Here is a 16,748-nt window from a genome sequence, read left to right on the forward strand (position 1 = left end):
GGTCTCCGCCTGATGCGGTCATCCCTCGTTGACCCGCCGGGAGCGTGGGACTGAGGCGGGAATCACTGGCGTAAAAAAAAACCGCAGCGTCAGCTGCGGCCGTTAACACACGCACCTTGGCAAGGGCCATGGCACCGCCCGATACTATGCCTAATTACAACTATTACAAGGCATTTCGGGAGGTTTAGCAGACTTAAATTCGCAAGAGCGATATTCGAGCAGTGGACAGTGACCCATAACGGCCCTTCGCCGTAACGCCTGATGAGCGACCGTTCTGCAGCGACAATCGGCCGTCCACGCGCATGAACTCAGTGCAATCGATGCTTGCAACTTTCCTTGCCGCGTAACTATTTAGCGAAGCGAGAGCAATATCCCTTTAACGGGCACAGTGTGTGCTCGAACAAAACACAGTGTGTGCTCTAACAAAAGACAGGTACGGCTTCACGGCCGGCCGCGTGCTTATCGCAGCATTTACCGATTTCTCACCCGCTTTTTCTCTGACGGTAATGATCGAATTCGCTTTTGGCACCTTTGTGGGGAAAGCGCGATTCACCGCTGATTCGTATTGAGAATAGCTAGCTTATTCTCATCTCGGGAAAATTTCAGAACTCGTAATTAGGGGCGATTTGCGAGGCACGCGGCGGTCGCCCATCGAAGCTTGGAGAGCAGGCGGGCTCGAGAAATGACCCTTGTACGCACTCACGCAGACTGCCGAATTAATCAGCTTGCCAAATTTTTATAGGAATGCGAGCTATGCCATCCAGGCTACTTAAAATCGGCGTCCTGACGCATATCAGATATCCGATCATCGAACCATTCGCTGGTGGGCTTGAGGCGTTCACCTACGACATCACCAGCCGATTGCGAGCCCGCGGGCATGACGTGACCCTGTTTGCAGCGGGAGGCTCCGCTCCTGAATTGAGGGTCGAGCGGATGGACATCAGCTCCGGCATCAGAAGCGATGCGAAAAGACACGATCACGATATTCTGAGTTCCGGGTTCATTGCAGAACATCAAGCCTACATGTATTGTATGCAGCGAATCGACGGTTACCACTTCGACGTGATCCTGAACAGTTCCCTGCACTATGTGCCAGTCACAATGGCCGGTCTTATTTCAACGCCATTGCTGACGATCCTGCACACACCACCTTTTTTTGAATTGATCAACGCGATCGCGGCAAGACAAAAACGGGAAGGTGGTTTCTACACCACGGTTTCACAGGCGAACGCATCCGCGTGGTCGGATCTCGTTCCTCAGTGTGCGGTGATCCCGAATGGCATCGACCTCGATTTCTGGTGCCCCGCGTCCGGACACATCAATGACCATGCGTTCTGGTATGGACGTCTCGTACCCGACAAAGGCGCGCATCTGGCACTGGATGCTGCACGCGACGCAGGCACGACGATCCGGATTGCCGGGCGGTGTGAAGACCGGCCGTACTTCGAGCGTGAAATCGCCCCGCGTTTGGGGCCCCGCGCGACCTATCTTGGACATCTCGACAGGAACACAATCGTCGAAGAAATCGGCGAATCAGCGGTATGTGTGGTCACGCCCTGCTGGGACGAGCCGTTCGGCCTGGTTGTGGCGGAGTCCTTTGCTTGCGGCACTCCCGTCGTCGCCTTTGCGCGAGGCGCGTTGCCGGAGCTGGTCACGGCTGAAACCGGGATTCTTGTCGAACCGGGGAACGTGGCCGAATTGGCTGCGGCGCTCGTCCGTTCTCGTATGCTCAACCGGCACGCTTGTCGTTCGAGAGCAGAAAAGCTGTGGAGCCTCGATCTGATGACGTCCCGATATGAAACTCTGCTGGATGAAATCTCCATTAAAGCGTGCGTCGATGCATAAGCTGTCGATTGGATACTACGTGCATCATCACGGTCGCGGCCATGCGCGGCGCGCGCTCGCTGTCGCTGCGGAATTACCGGTAACGGTGACACTATTCGGCAGCAATCTGCCTGTCGAAACCTCGCCGGAAGGCGTGCGCAATTGCCATCTTCCCGCCGATCATGAAGAAGGAATCGTAGCCGATTCGTTTGCGCATTTTCACTACGCGCCGTTAGGAGTCGGGGGAATAAGAGAACGCTCGCGAATTCTGGTCGACTGGTTCGACGCGAACTGGCCGTGTGTACTGGTTGTCGACGTCTCAGTCGAAGTTGCTGCGCTGGCCCGCTTGTGCAGCATACCGGTGATATACGTACGGCAACGCGGAACGCGGCTCGATATGGCCCATCAACTCGCTTACGAAAGCGCCGCTGGCCTGCTCGCCCCGTATCCTTGGGAACTCGAAGAGCCGACGGCTCCGGCGCATTTGCGGTCAAAGACCGATTACGCGGGCTTTATCTCGCGATATCGCCGCCGTGAATTTATAAAGGAGCCGTCGCGTGCAACGGTCACCGTGCTGACAGGCTTCGGTGGAACGGACTTTCGTGCGGACAGAATCATTGCGGCCGCGCATGTCTGTACTGACTGGGAGTGGACAGTCGTTGGACCCGTCCAGCCAATTGGCGTGGTCGACCTGCCTCGCAATCTGAGCTTCGTAGGGGTCGTCAGCAATCCGGATGAATGGCTGCACGACGCTACGGTGGTGATCGGATCTGCGGGAGATGGTGTGGTGGGCGAAGTCGCGGAACTGAGAGGCCGGCTCGTCTGCATCCCGGAGGTACGGCCATTTGGTGAGCAGCAGTCGGCGGGGAAAATTCTCGAGTCCGCCGGGTTGGCGATCTGCTGCATGGATTGGCCCGAGGCCGAACAATGGCCGGGCATCCTGAAGAGAGCGCTGCAGCTCGATCCAGATCGTTGGGCAGTTGCCGCCGACGGACTGGGCGCTAAACGTGCAGCCGCTGCGATCATGCGAATCGCGGCCGGCACATTGCAGGAGACTTAATAGATGGAAGTTCTCACGCTTGTGCATGGCCGTCGCCCGCATCTCGAGAACCTCATTCGAGGACTCGAACGCTCGACGGTCTTGCCCGATGCCCTGATCATCGTTCAGATGAATGAAGAGCCGGAGCAATGGTCCGGTTATCGCTTTCCGGTCATCAGTCATGTCGTGCGCGATGTGAACGACAGGTTACCTCTCGCGTCGGCTCGCAACGCTGCGGTCGAACGGGCGTTGGGAGACAACCTGATATTTCTGGATGTCGACTGCATTCCTTCTCGCCAGCTTGTCGAGCGATATAGAGATCGATTACGCGCAAAAGAGCCTGTTCTGCTCCAGGGCGCGGTCAGTTATCTGCCTGCCGGAGCAGTACGGGACGGCTGGTCGGAAGAGCAGCTCGACCGTTTGGGCAGCTTGCACCACGTTCAGAAGGGGCGCCGTCCCGACGATGACATTCCGTACCAGCTATTCTGGTCGTTGAACTTCGCTTGCAGCAGACGGACTTTCGAATCAATTAGCGGCTTTGACGCGAGGTATGTCGGCTACGGTGGAGAAGATACCGATTTTGCTTTTCGGGCCAGACGATCAAGCGTACCGGTTCAAGCAGTGTCTGCACTTGCGTTTCATCAATACCATCCGACCTTCTCTCCGCCACTCAATCATTTCGCGAGCATCGTCGCGAACTCAGAGCGGTTTTATGAGGTGTGGGGCGAGTGGCCGATGGGCGGTTGGCTCGCAGAGTTTGCCGCTGCGGGCTATTTGCGGATCGATAGGGCAAGACTGGCTGTGCTGCGCGTCCCGACCGACGAGGAGATTCTGGCGTGCCTCTCCTCCGTGACCAGTTGAATGCCCACTGCATCGGTAAAAAAAGCGAAACACCGGCTCAGGCCCGAATCATGCGCGGTGTTGTACGTTGGCTGACCACGAAATCCTTTTTCGCTTCAGGCCGACGCAAACCTGGGATAATCCATGTCACTCATCATCGCTGCGAGATTCAATACCTTCGAAAAAGCGGAAAGCGCCTCCGTCAAGCTGCACGCAAAAGGTATTACGAAGGAAGATGTTTCGATCATTTATGTAACGGATCACGGGCAGCATGCGCGAACGCCGATCGGTGGAGATGCAATCGACGATCCCGGATCGAAGCAGGCACCGAAAGGAGCGGGAAAGGGAGTTCTGATCGGAGCGGTAGTGGGAGCAAGCATCGGCGTGGGTATCCTCGTCGGATTACACGCACCCTGGGTGACCATTGCCATTGCGACGGCAGTCGGTGCCTATGTGGGATCGCTGTCGGGAGCCATGTCCCACACCAAAACATCGCGACAGCATTCGCAAACATCGTTGGACAACTTCGAAAACGCCCGGCAATCGGGCGTCATGATCGCGATACACACAGAGCAAAAAAGTGCAGATGCCGTCATTGAAGCACTGGAGTCGTGTGAAGCAATGGACATTGAGCACGCGTCAGGCCTCTGGCAACAAGGCCGCTGGGCAGACTTTGACCCGACCAAGGCGCGTCAACCAGCAGCCAGAGCGCAGTGAAGCGTTTTCGTTTCATGCATCAGCAACCAAGGCCGCGCGTGTTAAAGAGCACAACGCGCGACCGTAACCAGCCGAACGAGAGTCGCGGACGCCCGTTCGAGTTAGGCAAGTTTCAGGCTGCAGCAGCTTCCTCGGTGACTTCCTCATCCGCTAGCTTTGTGAGTTTCAGATCGGCCGCCTTCTCTTCTTCGAGTGTTTCCAGCAGGAGCTTCATTGCATCCTTCTCGCCAAGCTTCTTTGCGAGTGCGGCGAGTGTCCCATAAGTCGCAATTTCGTAATGCTCGACCTTTTGTGCAGCGCCGATGAGGCCCGCATCCAGCACGGCGCCTTTCTCGATTTCGTCGACAAGTTCCTGGCTCTCCTCGACGAGACCTTCCATTGCAGCGCATTTGATTCGCATCAGCTTGATCCCGCATGATTCCACAACCTGATCGATACGCAGGATCTGACCACGCGTTTCTTCGAGATGACTCTCGAAGATTGCCTTGAGGTTCGCATTCGTTGCGGCGCGTGCCATTTTCGGCAGCGCCTTGGTGAGCTGTTTCTCTGCGCTATAGACGTCCGACAGCGAATGTATAAACAGATCTTTTAGCGTTTCTGAGGCCATGATAAATTCCTTTGATAAATTGAATACGTAGTGCCCCTCGCGTCAGGTTGCCTGAAATCCTTACCTGATCAGATTCGATGCACATAGGCGCGGGGGGCTTGCACACTTAACTCGCGCGATCAGGCAGGCTGACCGGCGCCGAGGTCGGCGCCGGTAACCGGGTCGCTACCGGCGTCAGACGCGGTGCGGGCAGCCATTGCCTGCAACGCGTCCACATCGGCGGCATTGACATTGACTGTCGCCAGGCCGTCACCACCATCAACTGCCGGTTGGGGATCTTCCACGAACGTCCACTCCGGGCCTTCATTCCACGGCCCGCGAGTTTGCCCTTCGTCTCCCTGAGACATGTTGTAGTAGACGCTCGTGAAGTCCGGATTGCCCGGCAGCTTTCCTTGCGGAAAATTGGGCTGTATTGAGTGAAGTGCTTTTTCAAACGATTTCTGATGCGCAATTTCCCGAGTCATCAGAAAGCCGAGTGTGTCGCGAATCCCGGCATCATCGGTCACGTTGATTAACCGCTCGTAGACGATTTTGGCGCGCGCTTCCGCTGCGATATTCGAACGCAAATCGGCAGTGGGCTCGCCAATCGTGTCGACGTAGGCGGCTGTCCACGGTACGCCAGCAGAATTGATCAACGCGGGGCCTCCACCGAAAAGCAGCGAAGTCGTGTGCGAATCGTTGCCACCGCCCGTCATCGAACGATAAAGCTCGGCCTCGCTTTCAACCGCCTCGGCTAGCTGGCCTTTTGCGCCTTTATTCAGCATCGCAATGATAGAACCGATAATTTCGAGGTGGCTCAACTCTTCGGTCGCAATGTCGAACAGCAGATCTTTACGACCTGGGTCATCCTCGCCAACTGCCTGCGTGAAATAGCGGCAGGCTGCGCCAAGCTCGCCCTGAGGGCCGCCAAACTGTTCAAGAAGCAGGTTTGCCAAACCTGGATTGGGCGCGGCTACCCGCACGGTGTACTGGAGTCGCTTGTTGTGAATGAACATATAGTTTTCCTTTGAACTCAGGTTGCGCCGTCGCACAAGACACGCCCAACATTGAACGTGTATGACTTGTACCGACCGGCGGTGAATCGCTGAGCGGTGTCGAATCCGATGACTCGGCACACCTCATGATCGAGGCGCCCAGATCTCAAAGCGCTAAGGCTCTGGCGTGGTCGCAGCAGAATGCTGCGGGTGTTAATCGGTGTGACGTGAGTCACTCTGCTTTTTGTTCGTGCGCTTTCATGAAGGTACCTCCGGCTTCACGCGATATCGTCTCAATGGGCAGTACGGCCCCGACTGTCAATGGTGAGATCCCCCCGTGCGCTCCCGCCTGCATCTTCGAACGGCGGCTGGTGGCGAAAGCCTGCGTTACCCGAAACGAGCGCGATAATCGCGCCGACCACAAGCGCAGCAAATGAGAACCAGGAGGCGCGTGCAACACCGCGTGCTGCCGTATCCGCCATCTGACGGGCGTCGGCTTCTGCCTGAGGGCTCGATGCCTGCGCGGCCGCCGAAGCGACGGCGCCCTGAACCTGCGCCTTGAGCGAGTTCAGCATCGTTCCACTGGCAGCGGAAGGGGCCGCCGCAGCCGTCGCGGTTGCGCCGGTCGCTGCAACACTGCCCGCTGCACTAACAGCACTTCCCACCAGAGATGTCGCGCCATACGCCATCACAATGATCATCACGGCCCAGGCGAGGAGACCATGCAGCCATCCGAGCACTGGTGCGCAGCGACCAGCAAAATATGAACCGACGAAGACGGCTACGACGGTCATCACGATCATGTAGGCGCCGGAGCCGAAAGCGAAACTTCGTGAGGAACCTGGCTGCATGAAGGGCGAGAGCACCGACGCCCCAATGGCGGTGCCGAGTACGGTCAGCACCAGATAGGCAATTAGTGAAAGGATGACTCCGGCAATGACGGAACCCCACGAAATTCGCGGAAGACCGTCTTGAGTGGTTAGCAGGCGCATGTGAATTCTCCATTAGTTGGGAAGCCGAAGCGAGTTGTCCCGCTTGAGTGGCTCTGACGCTAACTTGGCGCGCAACGAGCATTCCCAACGTGCCGCCCGAGTGGATCAGAGGCTAAAAACATTAGATAAGACAAGCAGGCGCCGATAAATGAGTGAGGCTGACCGCGCAGTCACCACAGTTGAGTACATTGCACCTCCCTCACACACACGAGGCAGGCGGCGCGACCACACTTCGGTACATCACCTCGTAGCAGAAGCGAACCGAGACGCTCAACCCGATTTGGTAAAAAATGACATACCGGCGCGAACGGAGGGGACATCTCCGTATCACGGTCGGGCCGGGTCGTGACCAAAGAAATTTGCGTCGAGCAAGAGTTCGCGCAATGGCCGGAGGCGTCTCTCGGCCTCGTTTGCCTGACGCTGACAACTTAGCATTTCCAGCGGCGACCCGGATTGCCCCGCGAGCGTCGCAATCTGACGCAGTAACATAACTCTCTCTTCGATTGCTCTTAACGTGTTCCAAAGCCCTGAATCAATGGCGGCATTGATTTCTGCAATAAGCGTCTTGATAGAAAAGGCGTGCCCCGTATGACACCTGAACCTTGTTACCGAACCTTCCTCGATCTGCACCAGCACACCGTGACAATCAGGGCACGTATAACGGGATACCTTGCCGAGTCCCATCACGCCAGCAGCCAAGCCATCTCCACTTGCTGAAATTAGGTTTTCTATGGCGAGACCCTCCGCGACCGGAATTGCATGAGACGCGACGGGAGTACCGACGCATCGTGCGATCTCTTTCGCAAGCGATTCCAGAGAGCCCACAAAGTCCACCGTCACGTGTTCAATGGCGCTTTCCGGCATGGAGGCATGCATGGCGTCCGACGGGGTCTGGACCATTGCCATCCCGCCACGATCTTTTACAGCCCATAAGCCTGCCGTTCCGTCGTCCAGCGCGCCGGAGAGAATCACGCCGATAACCCTCGCGCCATAGGCCTGCGCAGCGGAGCGGAACAGGACGTCGATCGCCGGCCTTGCCCGGCACTCCTTAGGACCCCGAGTAACACGTATCCCAGCGGGTTCAAGCATGATATGGCGGTCGGCCACGCCCACGTAAACGGTTTTCATCTCGAGAGCCATGCTTGTCGTTGCCGGCAAGACTCGCAAGGGGGTTACCGTCGAGAGAATACGGTGCAGGGAACTGAGCGTGTGAGGTGGAATGTGAAGCACCACCAGAAAGGCCGCACAGATATCGTCCGGAATATGACGGAACAGCGTGGTAAGCGCGTCGACGCCACCGGCCGATGCGCCGATCACAACGATGTTCAGAGCGTCGTCGCCTGGAATAGTAGAGTCGATGGTCGATACTGACATGGCGTAGATGCGGTGCTCTCTCCTGGCAACCAATGTTTCGGAAGCCGCGTGCGGCTTTGTTGCGCGATGGCGTCGGCAATAGAACGGTGCTGTCAGTAGCCGAAGTTTCCGTCTTTTGGCGTAAGAAGCCCGCGTGATCGAGCCAAATTCATGCCCCTCAGAATTTTCACGAACGCCACATATATCTTGCGCAAGCGCCATGCCGCGATCGTGGGGTAAATCGCGAGTGTTGAAGTGGCCACGAGCTTCGCTCAGGAACGGCAGAGCAAAGCGCTCCCCGCAGAATCGACGAAACATTCGACTTCGGCAAGCGGCGCATGGTGACTCGCGCAAACACGCGTAATGCCCTCATGGCTTGAGCACGACTTTGATACAGCCGTCCTCTTTGTCCCGAAACGTTTTGTACATGCCCGGCCCTTCTTCGAACGAGACCGTATGCGTAATGACGAAGGAAGGGTCGATCTGTCCTTCCTGGATGCGACGCAAGAGGTCGTCTGTCCAGCGTTTAACGTGGGTCTGGCCCATCTTCCACGTGAGTCCCTTATTCATCGACGCACCGAATGGAATCTTGTCGATGAGTCCGCCGTAGACGCCCGGCACGGACAGGATGCCGGCGGGTCGGCACACGTAGATCATCTCGCGCAAAACGTGCGGGCGGTCTGTTTCCAGCATGACGGCCTGTTTGACGCGGTCATACATGGCGTCGACGGAACGCGTGGCGTGCGACTCCATCCCGACAGCATCGATACATTTTTCCGGACCTTTTCCCTTCGTGAGTTCCTTAAGGCGGTCGAGAACGCTTTCTTCATCGAAATTGATTGTGATCGCGCCACCCTCTCGAGCCATGGCAAGACGTTCCGGGACGCGGTCGATCACGACCACCTGCCTGGCGCCGAGCAACACCGCGCTGCGAATTGCCATCTGACCGACTGGCCCCGCGCCCCAGATGGCGACGGTATCGTCTGGCTGAATGTCGCAGTTCACAGCGGCCTGCCACCCAGTCGGGAAGATGTCGCCAAGGAAAAGAACCTGCTCGTCGGTGAGGCCGTCCGGAATCTTTACATGAGTCGTGTCGGCCATAGGAACGCGCACGTATTCGGCCTGTCCGCCGGGATACCCACCCGTTAAGTGCGAGTAGCCGAATAGTCCAGACGTGGCATGACCAAACACCTTGTCCGCCTTTTCTTTATTGCGATTACTACGTTCGCAAACAGAAAAGTTGCCTCGCCTACACTGGTCGCACTCACCGCAGAATATCGTGAACGGTATAACGACGCGGTCTCCGACACTCAACGCCTTGTTGTCCTTGCCGACCTCAACTACTTCGCCCATAAATTCGTGGCCCATGATGTCGCCGCTTTCCATTGTCGGCATGAAGCCGTCGAACAGGTGCAGATCCGAACCGCAGATGGCGCATGTGGAGACCTTGATGATCGCGTCGCGCCCCTCTTCGATAATCGGATCGGGGACCGTGTCGCAGCGGATGTCGTGCTTGCCGTGCCAACGTAATGCTCTCATTAAGGGTCTCCAGAAGGTTGAGTTCCGACACGCACGATCGGGTGCACGTCAAGGTGGCCTGTTCTTCGAGCAACCGCTATTCCCGCTGTCGACGATGATTGAACATTTGCGTGACGTTCAAGATCCGGTACGCAACCGTACCGACTTTTGCCGGACATGGACCCATCCTGTGATAGGAGGTTGTCCCACAATCTTGGGGTGAGTAAGCCGTTACCGATCCACTTGGAGACCGTAGCCGGCGTCGAGCGTTGAAACACACACTCCAGGGTTGCGTTATTCGCCTGTCCTAACGACGTTGAAAAGGTCGCCATGCCTGATTCATGGATTGTTTTTATCGGTCAGGGAGTACTGCGCCTGAAGTGGTGGGAAAGCCTGCTGGCGACTGCCATTCTCACTCATGCCACCATCATTTGCGTGACGGTTTATCTACATCGTTGCCAGGCACATAGGGCACTGACTTTGCACCGGTCTGTCAGCCATTTTTTTCGTTTCTGGCTATGGATGACGACAGGGATCGTGACAGGACCATGGACCGCAATCCATCGCAAGCACCACGCAAAGTGCGAGACGCCTGAAGATCCGCATAGCCCGCAAATGCGTGGCATCTGGAAGGTGTTGCTGCATGGCGCCGAGCTGTACCGCGCGGAGATAAAGAACGAAGAGACGCTGCGCAGGTTCGGGTATGGCACGCCGGACGACTGGATGGAGCGCAATCTCTACGCGCGCTACCCGGATCTCGGGATAAGCCTGCTGCTGGTTGCAGATGTCGCGCTGTTCGGCGCTCCCGGCGCCTCCATCTGGGCGATCCAGATGCTGTGGATACCCTTCTGGGCCGGCGGTGTCGTGAACGGTGCCGGACATTTCACCGGCTATCGCAACTTTGGATCGCCCGACGCGAGCAGTAATATCTTTCCGCTGGGCATCGTGATCGGGGGCGAAGAACTGCACAATAACCACCACGCGTTTGCAACGTCCGCGAAGTTGTCCAGTAGATGGTTCGAATTCGACATCGGGTGGATGTACATCTCCATACTTTGCATGTTTCACCTCGCAACAGTACGGAAACGTGCACCTAAACCGCAATGGGTGAAAGGCAGAAAGACGGTCGACGAAGACACGCTGCAAGCTGTGTTATCCAATCGACACGAGGTGATGGGTCGATACGCGCGCGCAGTCGACCAGGCTTACAGGCAGGATCTTGCAGGAATAAACCAGCTGAGCGCTGGCGAAAAATCGCGGCGGCTGCGTGCTGTGAAATACCGCTTGCGGACGCTCGACAGAGGGGTACCGGAGCAGGCGCTGCCGCCCTTGACGTCGCACGATTGCGGGCCACTCCTGTACCTCGATTTGCACGCGACGCTAGCTGCAATGTGGATTCGCTCGACCCGGTCGCGCGAGGAACTGCTTGGGCAGTTCCAGGATTGGTGTATTCGCGCTGAGAACAGTGGCAGCACGCCGGTCAGGGAGTTCGCGCTGCGCCTGCGTCAGTATGCCTGGCGGCCAGTCGATTGCGCGTCGCCATATGCATGCGGCAGGATGTGTAAATGCGGTGCTTTACCTTGCGGTGAGATCGGGCAGCAGCCTTTCGCATTCCCGCCTGACAACGTGATAACACTCGCACACACGTTGTTCGAGTCCGATGCGGTCGAGGACCTCGATCCGGCCGTAGCTGTAGCGGATCAGACCGGCGTCCTGCAATCGCAAGGCCGCCTCGGTTACACCAGCTCGCCGCACGCCGAGCATGTTGGCGATCAGTTCCTGGGTCATCGTCAACTGATTCGTATCGAGCCGGTCGAGGCTGAAGAGCAACCAACGGCATAGTTGCTGGTCGATTGAATGGTGTCTGTTACATGCCGCGGTTTGCGCCATCTGGATAATCAACGCCTGGGTGTAGCGCAATAGAAGTCGCTGCACTGCGCCGCCGCGCTGGAACTCTTCCTTCAGGACTTCCGCGTCGAGCAGGAACGCGCGTCCAGCGCTTTGCACGACTGCCCGGTCAGGCATCGTATTGCCGCCCATGAACAGGGCGATGCCGACCAGTCCTTCATTACCGACGAGAGCTACTTCGGCCGACGCGCCGTTTTCCATCACGTACAGGAGGGAAACGATGGCCGTGGCAGGGAAATAAACGTAGGCAAGACGGCTGCCCGCTTCGTAGATAACTTCGCCGAGTGCGAGATCCGCGGGTATCAGATGTGGTGACAGGCGTGCCCATTCCGGGTCCGCCAGCACGCCAAGGAGATGATTTGCGTTGCGGTGATCTTCCTGCAACATGGCGCCTACCCTGATATGGACGGCAACTCGGCCCGCGTGCCCGATGGTTCGATCACCTTTCAGGCTGAAATGCTGACGTGGTGTCGTAACCGTGACGCAATAAACGTTACACTGGCGCTCCGCTTAAGGGTGGAGTTAGCCCTCAAAGATCCACTTCCATCCTGACTGCGTGGGGGCGCATTTGACTCTTCGAATCGTTGCGATGGGTGCCTCTGCAGGCGCCCTTGACGCGTTGCGCAGGTTCTTCCGGGCCGCTTCTTCGGCGCCGGATAACGTCGCGTACGTGATCCTCGTTCATCTGGCCCCGGACTTCGAGAGTCATCTGCCGGCGTTGCTTGCCCATGATACGCCGCTGCCCGTATCAGCCGTCGAGGACGGGATTGCGCCGCGTGCGGGACATGTCTACGTGATTCCGCCGGCAGCAACGGTCGTGATCGAACAGGTGTCTTCCGGCTAAGCCCGGTTATCGCTCGTCCAGCAATCCCCATGCCGATCGATACGTTCTTCATGTCGCTCGCGAGCAATTATCGTGATCGCGCGGTCGGCATCGTACTCACGGGGGCGAATGCGGACGGCTCGGCGGGGGCGCGGGCGATCAAGGCAGAGGGAGGCATGGTCATGGCGCAGACGCCGGAGTCTGCCGAACACCGCGCCATGCCCGCTCACGCAATTGCGACGGGGCTGGTGGACTTCGTGCTGCCGGTGGAGGAAATGCCTGCGGCGCTGTTCGAGTACATCGGACGGGCAATGGCCAGCACGTCTCAGGCTATCGGCGACGCGTCGCCCGCGATCGACCTTGAACCTGTGCTCAGGGCGCTTTCGGCGGCGGGATCGGATTTCCGCGGCTACAAACGCGGGACCCTGCAACGCCGGATTGCTCGCCGCATGGCGGTCAACCGGCTAGACAGCCTGCCCGCGTATTGCGATCTTCTGAGAACGTCGGCGGACGAAGCTCAGGCGCTCAGCCTCGACATGATGATCGGCGTGACCGAATTTTTTCGCGACGCCGGCGCGTGGGAGGCCCTGACTGACCGGGTTTTGCGCATCCTCCTCGACGAACCGGACCGCGATCAGCCTATTCGGGTGTGGATTCCGGGGTGCGCGACCGGCGAAGAGGCCTACTCGATGGCCATGCTGCTGAGCGAAGAGATCGAGAAGCACCGGTCGGCGCGAACGTTCATGATTCTCGCCTCCGATGTGAACCGGATCGCACTGGGACGCGCGCGACAGGGCATTTATTCGAGTAGTGTCGCGCTGCCTTTGGGTGAATCGCGGCTCGAGCGGTTCTTTTCGCCGCACATCGACGGCTTCCAGGTTCGCCAGGAACTCCGCGAAAGCGTGTTGTTCACTCCACAGAATCTGATCGCCGATCCGCCGTTTTCGCGCGTCGACCTGATCAGTTGCCGCAATCTGCTGATTTATCTGGAGCCCGAAGCACAGCAGCGCGTGTTCGAGCTGTTCCACTTTGCGCTCAATCCAAAGCGCTTTCTGTTCCTCGGACGCTCGGAAAGTACCGATCCCGATTCGACCCAGTTTGAGGAGGTGTCGAGGGCCTGGCGCATCTACGAGCGCAGCCCGGCGTCAACAAGCGCACCGGCGAGCTACCGCTTTTCCGCAAGAATGAACCGGCGCGAAGATTTTCCGCCGATGAGCCGGGTGGGCGCGCGCAGCAAGGGCTACGCGGAACTGGTGAACGCCACGCTGCTCGGGGAGCACCACGCGGCATCGGTACTGATCAATCCCGCGCATCAGGTGCTGTACGTAAGCGGATCGACGGACGAATATCTGACTCAACCGGTGGGCGAGCCCACCGGGGAACCTTCTCGACATGGCACGCGAGGGCCTGCGCCTAAAGCTTCGAATCGTTCTGCGCCGGGCGACCCAGGATCACGCCGCCTGTCCCGTCAGCGAGGTCGTCGCCGATGGCGGAGCCCCTGCTGTGAAAATAACGGTCACGCGCCCGTTCGATACGGCCCACGCCGGTAAAGCGTTGCTGGTCATTTTCGCCCGTCTTGCAGCCGCTGATCGGCCCATGCCGAACGCACCGTCCGGTATCGATTCGGACCTCTGGCATCTCGAGAGCGAACTGCGCACGACGCAAACGGAACTCGGCCAAACGATCGAGGAGCTTGAAGAAAGCAACAGCGAGTTGCGGGTGTCGAACGAAGAAATACTCTCCATGAACGAGGAGTTGCGCTCGGCGAATGAAGAACTCGAAACCTCGAAGGAGGAGTTGCAGGCAGTCAACGAGCAGTTGAATAGCGTAAATGCGCAGCTCGAGGAGAAAGTGCGCCAGATGGCGGCGCTCAGCGAGGACCTGACCAACCTGCTTGCCAGCACCGACATCGCTACGTTGCTCGTTGACAGGGACGGCTTCATCAGACGCTTTACGCCCAAGGCGGCGGACATGCTGGGCCTGGCCCACGCGGACCTTGGCCGGAAAATCGGCGAAGTACTCGGTAATCCGCTTGGCCACGCATTGTCGACTGAGATCGGGCGGGTGTTGGCGAATCAGGACGGGCAGGTTGAAGAGGAAATCGAAACGGCCGACAACCAATGGTACGTGCGCCGGTTGACGCCTTTTGTCGCGATGCGCGGAACGCCTGCCGCCGGCGTGGTGGTGACCTGGACCGACATTACGCACATCAAGCTTTCGGATGGGCGCGCACGGCGCCTTGCCGCAGTCGTTCAGGATTCAAACGACGCAGTAACCGTGTTCGACCTCAACGGCCACCTGCGTGCGTGGAACCGGGCCGCAAGCACGATGTACGGGTACAGCGAAACTGAAGCGCTGCAGATGTCGGTCTCCGATCTGGTGCCACGCGGTGCGAGACAGGATCATCTCGACTTTATCCGCCAGGCTGAACAGAATCAGGCGCTCCATTCGTACGAAACCCAGCGCGTGACCAAAGACGGCCGCGTGCTGGATATATGGCTGACGTTGTCGGTGTTGTCGGACGACAAGGGAAAACCAGCCGCGGTAGCGTCCACCGAGCGCAAACTCGTCAATCGCAGCGTAAGTAATACCCAACTGCGTGAACGCGCAGAGCAGCTTGCGGTGGCGGACAGGCGAAAAAATGAATTCCTTGCCATGCTTGGCCATGAATTGCGCAATCCGCTGGCTGCGCTGGCTTCCGCCAGCACCTTGCTCAGCTCGCGCGGCGCGGAGGAGAAGCAGAAGGAATGGGCCGCAGGCGTGATCCGGCGACAGGCCCGCGCAATGACGAGTCTTGTCAATGACATGCTGGACATCGCCAGGATAACCAGTGGCAGCATCGAATTGAAACGGCAGCCTGTTGTGCTGACAGCGATTGTCCAGAACGCGCTCGAAGTGTGTCAGCCAATAGTGACCGAGCGCGGTCACACGTTATCCGTCTCGCTTCCCGAAGAGCCCATCTGGCTGAATGCCGATGCGACCCGTCTGTCGCAGGTTGTCGAAAACATCGTGATCAACGCCGCGAAGTACACTGCTCCCGGCGGAACAATACACGTGCACGGCGCCAAAACCGCCGGGCGCCTGTTGCTTCGCGTCAAAGACAATGGACAGGGAATTCCTCCCTCAATGCTCAACAGCCTTTTCGATATGTTCGCGCAGGGTGCGGGGGCGGACAATCAGCGGCTGAGTGGTCTGGGCGTCGGTCTCTCCGTGGTGCGTCGGCTGGTCGAGCTGCATGGCGGTTCGGTGCGCGCGCTGAGCGATGGCAGAAACGGGAGCGAGTTTATTGTCGATCTGCCGCTCGATCCTGACGCCTTGCCGGCGGAATACACCGGAGGGCAGCCGCCTTGCGGCATACCCACCCCGCAGCGGATCCTCATCATCGACGACAACGCAGATGCCGCCGAGGCGCTTGCCATGCTTCTGATGAACGAAGGGCACGAGGTCGAAACGTGTTTCGACGGCGCGACCGGCCTTGATGCGGCCGCAAAGTCAGTGCCCGATTTTGTGCTCTCGGACGTGGGACTCGTCGGTATGGACGGCTTCGAGGTGGCCAGACGGCTGCGTGAGTCTACGGCGACACGTGAGGTAATCCTGATTGCCGTGACCGGCTACGGTATGCCTGCCGACCGGCTCAGGACCGCACAAGCGGGCTTTGACCATCACCTTACCAAGCCTGTTGACTTCGACGCCCTGCGCGAGTTACTTCGGACGCACAGCAAGCCCATCTGATTCCGGGCGACCTCGAACCCATATCAGGCATGTCTCATGCGAAACGTTGGATGAACGACAGCCGCTTCGGCCATCGCTTCGTATGGCTGAACGGGAGAAGCCGATGTACAACCTTTTTACTGCACAGTACTGGCGATGGATCTCGCTATTTCCGGAGTTCATTTTGGGAATGACGGGCGAACCCGCGACGGATACCGGTGATGTCACGAGCCGGGCAACAGGATGGGCATGCATGAAGGCGCCGGTCACGTCTAGAAAGCCGTTGCGTCGGGCGCTCAGATACGATCACGCCAGAAAACATCTTTGAACCTGGCACGGCTACTCCTGCTTCTGAGACGTTGGATTCTCGGGCATCAATCGCTACGGTTCGGAACGTGACGCCCGGATTTTTGCACATCTTCTGAAATTCTCAGGGTTGCTC

13 protein-coding genes and 1 pseudogene are annotated in these 16,748 nt (G+C 58.3%); 8 read left to right on the top strand and 6 right to left on the bottom strand.

Going from position 1 to position 16,748, the window contains the following annotated elements:
- Nucleotides 1-753: 753 nt before the first annotated feature.
- The 4 genes from ABH945_RS35090 (at nucleotide 754) to ABH945_RS35105 (ending at nucleotide 4,420) form a co-directional block, all read left to right on the top strand.
- Nucleotides 754-1,845: a glycosyltransferase family 4 protein gene (locus ABH945_RS35090; RefSeq protein WP_429253717.1), complete on the top strand. Its 1,092-nt coding sequence runs from the start codon at nucleotides 754-756 to the stop codon at nucleotides 1,843-1,845.
- Nucleotides 1,811-2,884: a hypothetical protein gene (locus ABH945_RS35095; protein ID WP_429253718.1), complete on the top strand. Its 1,074-nt coding sequence runs from the start codon at nucleotides 1,811-1,813 to the stop codon at nucleotides 2,882-2,884. The genes ABH945_RS35090 and ABH945_RS35095 overlap by 35 nt, the downstream gene beginning before the upstream one ends.
- A 3-nt stretch (nucleotides 2,885-2,887) precedes the next feature.
- Entirely contained in the window at nucleotides 2,888-3,724 is an 837-nt protein-coding gene (locus tag ABH945_RS35100; RefSeq protein ID WP_429253719.1) for a glycosyltransferase family 2 protein, read from the top strand.
- A gap of 123 nt (nucleotides 3,725-3,847) precedes the next feature.
- Nucleotides 3,848-4,420: a hypothetical protein gene (locus tag ABH945_RS35105; protein WP_429253720.1), complete on the top strand. Its 573-nt coding sequence runs from the start codon at nucleotides 3,848-3,850 to the stop codon at nucleotides 4,418-4,420.
- Between the two features lie 112 nt (nucleotides 4,421-4,532).
- On the opposite strand, the gene ABH945_RS35110 is transcribed toward ABH945_RS35105, so the two are convergent.
- The 5 genes from ABH945_RS35110 to ABH945_RS35130 all read right to left on the bottom strand — a co-directional run bounded on the left by ABH945_RS35110 (nucleotide 4,533) and on the right by ABH945_RS35130 (nucleotide 9,885).
- Nucleotides 4,533-5,027, bottom strand: a complete 495-nt coding sequence (locus ABH945_RS35110; RefSeq protein WP_429253721.1) for a ferritin-like domain-containing protein — start codon at nucleotides 5,025-5,027, stop codon at nucleotides 4,533-4,535.
- Between the two features lie 119 nt (nucleotides 5,028-5,146).
- Complete coding sequence (locus tag ABH945_RS35115; protein ID WP_429253722.1) at nucleotides 5,147-6,022, bottom strand: manganese catalase family protein; 876 nt, start codon at nucleotides 6,020-6,022, stop codon at nucleotides 5,147-5,149.
- 272 nt (nucleotides 6,023-6,294) lie between these two features.
- Nucleotides 6,295-6,993: a hypothetical protein gene (locus ABH945_RS35120; protein ID WP_429253723.1), complete on the bottom strand. Its 699-nt coding sequence runs from the start codon at nucleotides 6,991-6,993 to the stop codon at nucleotides 6,295-6,297.
- A 327-nt stretch (nucleotides 6,994-7,320) separates the two neighbouring features.
- Nucleotides 7,321-8,664 (bottom strand): chemotaxis protein CheB, encoded by a 1,344-nt coding sequence (locus ABH945_RS35125; RefSeq protein ID WP_429253724.1) that lies wholly within the window; start codon nucleotides 8,662-8,664, stop codon nucleotides 7,321-7,323.
- Nucleotides 8,665-8,715: 51 nt separating this feature from the next.
- A complete protein-coding gene (locus tag ABH945_RS35130) occupies nucleotides 8,716-9,885 on the bottom strand; it encodes a zinc-dependent alcohol dehydrogenase (RefSeq protein WP_429253725.1) in 1,170 nt (389 codons plus the stop codon).
- A gap of 309 nt (nucleotides 9,886-10,194) precedes the next feature.
- On the opposite strand from ABH945_RS35130, the pseudogene ABH945_RS35135 reads away from it, so the two are divergent.
- Nucleotides 10,195-11,376: pseudogene (locus tag ABH945_RS35135) on the top strand (DesA family fatty acid desaturase); the annotation flags it as partial.
- Nucleotides 11,377-11,439: 63 nt separating this feature from the next.
- On the opposite strand, the gene ABH945_RS35140 reads toward ABH945_RS35135, so the two are convergent.
- On the bottom strand, nucleotides 11,440-12,159 hold the full coding sequence (locus ABH945_RS35140; protein ID WP_429253726.1) for a Crp/Fnr family transcriptional regulator: 720 nt from the start codon (nucleotides 12,157-12,159) through the stop codon (nucleotides 11,440-11,442).
- Between the two features lie 202 nt (nucleotides 12,160-12,361).
- On the opposite strand from ABH945_RS35140, the gene ABH945_RS35145 reads away from it, so the two are divergent.
- The 3 genes from ABH945_RS35145 to ABH945_RS35155 are packed head-to-tail and all read left to right on the top strand — an operon-like array spanning nucleotide 12,362 to nucleotide 16,327.
- Nucleotides 12,362-12,616: a chemotaxis protein CheB gene (locus tag ABH945_RS35145; RefSeq protein ID WP_429253727.1), complete on the top strand. Its 255-nt coding sequence runs from the start codon at nucleotides 12,362-12,364 to the stop codon at nucleotides 12,614-12,616.
- 50 nt (nucleotides 12,617-12,666) lie between these two features.
- A complete protein-coding gene (locus ABH945_RS35150; protein ID WP_429253764.1) occupies nucleotides 12,667-14,145 on the top strand; it encodes a CheR family methyltransferase in 1,479 nt (492 codons plus the stop codon).
- Entirely contained in the window at nucleotides 14,099-16,327 is a 2,229-nt protein-coding gene (locus tag ABH945_RS35155; protein WP_429253728.1) for an ATP-binding protein, read from the top strand. Before ABH945_RS35150 ends, ABH945_RS35155 begins: the two co-directional genes overlap by 47 nt.
- Nucleotides 16,328-16,748: the final 421 nt, after the last annotated feature.

Origin of the sequence: Paraburkholderia sp. GAS333, assembly GCF_050435665.1 — a bacterium.
Classification (GTDB): Bacteria; Pseudomonadota; Gammaproteobacteria; order Burkholderiales; family Burkholderiaceae; genus Paraburkholderia; species Paraburkholderia fungorum_A.